Raw genomic sequence first — 2,112 nt, 5'->3', positions numbered from 1 at the left:
GCGTGAAAATCCGCGAGGATTTTCCGCCGTAAACCGAAGATAGCAAATTTGCGAGGACTTTCCGCGAGGAAAGTCAGAAGCAATGAACTATAGCCAGTGTTGTGGTTAGTTTTTTATTTATTCAGTATTTCAGTCAGTTTTGGAAATTCCGTTTCCATTCTTTTATCGTCCATTTTTCCGTCGAAGTCGTTATCTCCATATTCAAGTCCGACTGCAATTAATCCTTCGATTTCATTTTGTTTCGATTTTGGTATTTCTCTCAAAATTTTTGCAAAATCGTCTTCTCCAATTCGGTAAATTATTTGGGTCAATACATAACCTAAATCATAACAACCAGCTCCGCCACCACACCAAAATTCAGTCAATTCCGTAAAAGCATCGGATTCTTTATTTAGCATTCGAGTAATCAATTCCGATAGTTTTCTATTTTGTTCGAGTGATTGTCCAACATATAAATCTTGTCCAATTTCAATTCCATTAATTACGTTTTCTTTACAGCTTAAAAGTGTAAAAATCAGCAAGAAATATATTGATAAGTTCCTCATTTTTAAATTAACCACAACGGTCTCGTATAACCGTCAGTTACGGGATTAAAGATAATGTTTTTCGGTTTAGAACTGGCGTTAGCAATTCCGAGTGGATTCGGACGTAGTCGAATCCGCCGTAATTGCGGTTATACATTGTTGTACACAGTATTTTGTCAGTCATACTTATTAAAAATCACATTACCAACTTTTTCCGTTTTCCAATATTTAATTTGTTCCAATTCTGCTTTATTAAGAGCAGTTATATGTTTCGATTTTAAAGGTTCGTTTAAAAAATTAGTCTGTAACTCGGTAAAATCATTTGGTATTAATTCAGTAATGTATTTTGGTAAATCGCAAAACTCAACAGTTTCCCAATCTTCAAGGCTTTTAATTCCACAATAAAACGGATAAGTTGTATTGATTCCGACTTTATGATTTCCATTTTTATCAGATAATAACAATAAATAAAAATTATTATCTGCTTGTTGTTCAATAAGTCTAACTTTCCAAAAATCCGAATCACTTTTAAAAGAGTTAACCAATTTTTCAATAAGAGATTTGTCAGTTTCAGGGATTCCACTTTGTCCCATTTTCCAAAATCCAGTTATTCCTCTTGGCAGTGTATTCATATTGTGTACAACGGTCTCGGCTATGAGTAGTTGCGTGGGTTAAGACTTAAGTTTGCAAGTACACACCAATCTGAAAATCCTCGCGGATTTTCAGAAGTAGGCGAGAACAAGCAATTACTTATAGCCATTGTTGTAAAACGTACTTTTTTATACTTCGATTGATATTTTAACTTTTCCGCCAAGTCCTTTTTCAACAATGTCATAAAGTGTCTTTAACGTTAAATTGCTTCCATTGTTCTCCACTCTCGAAATATAAGTCCGTTTTTTGTCAACCAATTCTCCGAGTTGTTCTTGGGTCAGATTTTTATCTTCTCTGGCTTTTCTTAAAAGCAGTCCAATTTTAAAAGACTCGAAATCTCTGTCAAGTTCATCTCTGCGTTCTGTTCCTTTTTTTCCATAAACAGAATCTTTTATTTCTTTCCAGCTTTTAGTTTCCATTTTATTTGTTTTTTTCTTTGTAATACGATTCCATTAAATTCAACGCTTTGTCAATTTCTTTTTTTGGTGTTTTCTGTGTCTTTTTTTGAAATCCATTTAAAAGAATGACAAGTTTTCCTTTGTCGAAGAAGCAAAAAACTCGCCAAATATTCGAGCCAAGTTTTATTCTTGCTTCATAAAGTCCGTTTGTACCAGTAATTGCTTTTAGATAATTAGATGGAACTCTTTCGTACGTTTCAATTATTTCAACGACTTTATATATTTTGTCCTGAACTTTAATCGGTTGAGCCAAAAGAAATTCCTCAAAATAATGTTTATATGCTATTACTTCTCTGACTTTATTCATTTCACAAATGTAACTTAAAAGTTACTAATTTCAAAATTCAGATAGAAGTTTTTTGATGTGCAGAATTTTTCTTCCGTATGTTTTACAACGGTTTGGCTATGGTTTCGTTGCGTGAAAATCCGCGAGGATTTTCCGCCGTAAACCGAAGATAGCAAATTTGCGAGGACTTTCC

4 protein-coding genes are annotated in these 2,112 nt (G+C 33.4%); all 4 read right to left on the bottom strand.

Annotated elements, in window-relative coordinates:
- Positions 1-113: 113 nt before the first annotated feature.
- Positions 114-545: a hypothetical protein gene (locus tag LX78_RS14655; RefSeq protein WP_109683524.1), complete on the bottom strand. Its 432-nt coding sequence runs from the start codon at positions 543-545 to the stop codon at positions 114-116.
- Between the two features lie 155 nt (positions 546-700).
- Positions 701-1,156, bottom strand: coding sequence for a hypothetical protein (locus LX78_RS14650; RefSeq protein WP_109683523.1), 456 nt, complete (start codon positions 1,154-1,156; stop codon positions 701-703).
- Between the two features lie 147 nt (positions 1,157-1,303).
- On the bottom strand, positions 1,304-1,594 hold the full coding sequence (locus tag LX78_RS14645) for a helix-turn-helix domain-containing protein (RefSeq protein WP_109683522.1): 291 nt from the start codon (positions 1,592-1,594) through the stop codon (positions 1,304-1,306).
- 1 nt (position 1,595) lies between these two features.
- Positions 1,596-1,940, bottom strand: a complete 345-nt coding sequence (locus LX78_RS14640) for a type II toxin-antitoxin system RelE/ParE family toxin (protein ID WP_109683521.1) — start codon at positions 1,938-1,940, stop codon at positions 1,596-1,598.
- Between the last annotated feature and the right edge of the window lie 172 nt (positions 1,941-2,112).

This window comes from Xanthomarina spongicola (genome assembly GCF_003148645.1).
GTDB lineage: Bacteria > Bacteroidota > Bacteroidia > Flavobacteriales > Flavobacteriaceae > Xanthomarina > Xanthomarina spongicola.
The sequence above is the reverse complement of the archived record's forward strand: the minus strand, read 5'-3'. Positions and strand labels throughout refer to the sequence as shown.

Coding starts and splice junctions, on each gene's coding strand:
- LX78_RS14655 (WP_109683524.1), bottom strand. CDS start 545: ATGAGGAACTTATCAATATATTTCTTGCTGATTTTTACACTTTTAAGC.
- LX78_RS14650 (WP_109683523.1), bottom strand. CDS start 1,156: ATGAATACACTGCCAAGAGGAATAACTGGATTTTGGAAAATGGGACAA.
- LX78_RS14645 (WP_109683522.1), bottom strand. CDS start 1,594: ATGGAAACTAAAAGCTGGAAAGAAATAAAAGATTCTGTTTATGGAAAA.
- LX78_RS14640 (WP_109683521.1), bottom strand. CDS start 1,940: ATGAATAAAGTCAGAGAAGTAATAGCATATAAACATTATTTTGAGGAA.